Raw genomic sequence first — 2,782 nt, 5'->3', positions numbered from 1 at the left:
CGCCTGATCCGTTTACGCTTGCGTCAGCGGATACTGCTCTTTCAGCGTCTTCAGCACCTGGTCGCCCGGCATCGGCGCGCCGAACATGAAGCTCTGGACATATTCGCAGCCCATCTGGCGCAGTTCCAGCGCGTCGCTCTCGTCCGAAATGCCCTCGGCGACGACGGACAGGCCGAGTTCATGCGCCATGTTGACCATCGATTTCAGCAGCACCGCGCGCTTGGGCGTGTTGTCGTCGACGAAGCTCTTGTCGATCTTGATGGTGTCGAAGGGGAAACGCGTCAGATAGGCCAATGACGAATAGCCGGTGCCGAAATCGTCCAGCGACAGGCCGATGCCGAGCTGCTTCAGCTTGGTCAGCACATGGGCGGTCTGCTCGGGATTGTCCATGACAAGCGATTCGGTGAGTTCGAGCCGGAAGCAGCGCGGCTTCAGGTTGGCCCGAGCGATGACCGAGCGGACGTCGCTGACCAGGTCGCGGCGGATCAACTGGCGGCTGGACAAATTCACCGAGACCGACAGCGGCGCGTCGCCGATCTGCTTTTGCCAGCTGGCGAGGTCTTCCGCCGCCTGCTGCATGGCAAACAGGCCGAGCTGCACGATCAGGCCGCAGCTTTCGGCGACCGGGATGAAATCCGCCGGCGGGATCATGCCGCGGCGCGGGTGGTCCCAGCGCAGCAGCGCCTCGAAGCCGGCGACGCTGCCGTCCTCGAGCCGGACGATCGGCTGGTAGGCAAGGGTGAATTCGCGCCGCTCGATGGCGCGGCGCAGGTCGGATTCGAACTGCAGCCTGTCGGTGCCGACAGTGCGGAAAGCCGGACGGAACGGCTCGATTCTGTCGCCGCCGAAGCGCTTGGCCTGATGCATGGCAAGCTCGGCATCCTTGACCATGTCCTCGGCCGACATCTGTGGCGAATTCCAGGTGATCAATCCGATCGAGGCGGTCAGCACGATCTCGCGCTTGGCAAAGGTGATCGGATTGTTGATGGCATGCTTGATGGCATCCGCCACGGCGGCGATGCGGGCCGGGTCCTGTTCGGACAACAGCATCAGCGCGAACTGGTCGCCGGCAAAGCGCGACAGCGAGTCCTTCGGCTTGAGCAGCCGGTGCAGGCGGCGCGCGATGGTCAAGAGGATGGTGTCGCCGGCCGAGATGCCGAGCCCGTCGTTGACCTGCTTGAAACGGTCGATGTCGATGACGAAGACGGTCGGGCGCACCTTCTCTTCGGTGCGCGCGATCGAGATGATCGCTTCCAGCCGGTTCATCAAAAGTTCGCGGTTCGGCAGGCCGGTCAGGTTGTCGTGCACGGCATCGTGCAGCAGCCTTTCCTCGGACTTTTTCTGCTCCGTCACGTCGACCATGGTGCCAACGCAGCGGATGACTTCGCCGTCGGATCCGATGACCGGGCGCGCACGCAGCGAGAACCAGTGATAGTGGCCGTCAGCGCCGCGCAGGCGGAAGTTCTGCGACACCCGGCCGCGCCGGTGCTCGAGCACGACGTCGAGCGTCGTGCGGAACGTGTCGCGGTCGTCGGCATGCAGCACCGGCAGCCAGTTACGCGCCGCACCGCCGAGGCTGTTCGGCGCCAGCCCGAGTTGGATGCTGACATCGGGCTTGGTGACGACGCGGTCGCGCAGCACGTCCCAGTCCCACACCGTGTCGCCCGATCCGGCCACGGCAAGCGCCTGCCGCTCCAGGTCGGAGAACAGGCCCTGATGCAGCGCGCCGCCGGCAAAGGCATGCTGCATGACGGTGAAGCCGATCAGCAGGATGATCAGGATCAGCCCGCCGCCCAGGGCCGGCTGGGCGATGTCGTTGTCGAGCATGCCGGTGATCGCCATCCACGACCCGCACAGCCACAACAGCACCATGACCCAACTGGGCACCAGCATGATCGCACGATCATAACCACGAATCCCGAGGAAGATGATCAGGCCAAGCCCCGTCAGTGCGGTGGCGGCGAAGGACAGCCTGGCGATGCCGGCGGCGACCGCGGGATCGACGATCGCAACGCCGGCGATCAGCACCAGCCCGAGGATCCAGACCAGTGCGCCATAACTGAAATGGCCGTGCCATCGGTTGAGGTTGAGATAGGCGAACAGGAACACCACGAAGGTTCCCGCCAGCGCCACCTCCGTTCCCGCCCGCCACATCTGCTCATTGCCGGGCGAGATCTCGATGACCTTGTTGAGGAAGCCGAAATCGACGCAGATATAGGCCAGTACCGCCCAGGCAAGCGCGGCGGTCGCGGGGAACATCGAGGTCCCCTTGACCACGAAAAGGATGGTCAGGAACAGCGCCAGCAGGCCCGCAATGCCGATGACGATGCCGCGAAACAGCGTGTAGGAATTGACCGAGTCCTTGTAGGATTCGGGATCCCAGAGGTAGACCTGCGGCAGCTTCGGCGAGGCCAGTTCGGCGATGAAGGTGATCACCGTGCCGGGGTTCAGCGTCACCCGGAAAACGTCGGCGTCGGGACTGGTCTGGCGGTCGAGCGCGAAGCCTTCGCTGGGCGTGATGGCAGCGATGCGGGTCGAGCCCAGATCCGGCCAGAAGATGCCGGAATTCACCAGGCGGAAATGCGGTGCGACGATCAGCCGGTCGAGCTGCTGGTCGGTGGTGTTGGCGAGCGCGAAGACAGCCCAGTCGCCGGTCGAACGGGCATCATTGGCCTCGACCTCGATGCGCCGCACGATGCCGTCCGGACCCGGCGCGGTCGACACCTGGAAATTCTCGCCCTGGTTGCGGCAGATCTCGACGGCGCCGGAAAGGTCGAGCGCG

At 64.7% G+C, this 2,782-nt stretch carries 1 protein-coding gene; it reads right to left on the bottom strand.

What is annotated here, in order from left to right:
* Positions 1–12 precede the first annotated feature (12 nt).
* Positions 13–2,782, bottom strand: a 2,770-nt coding sequence (locus tag ENZ74_RS27945) for an EAL domain-containing protein (protein ID WP_127313154.1), incomplete at its 5' end; no start/stop codon positions are given.

The sequence above is a fragment of the Mesorhizobium sp. M7A.F.Ca.CA.002.15.2.1 genome, from assembly GCF_003998715.1.
Classification (GTDB): domain Bacteria; phylum Pseudomonadota; class Alphaproteobacteria; order Rhizobiales; family Rhizobiaceae; genus Mesorhizobium; species Mesorhizobium ciceri.
The sequence above is the reverse complement of the archived record's forward strand: the minus strand, read 5'-3'. Positions and strand labels throughout refer to the sequence as shown.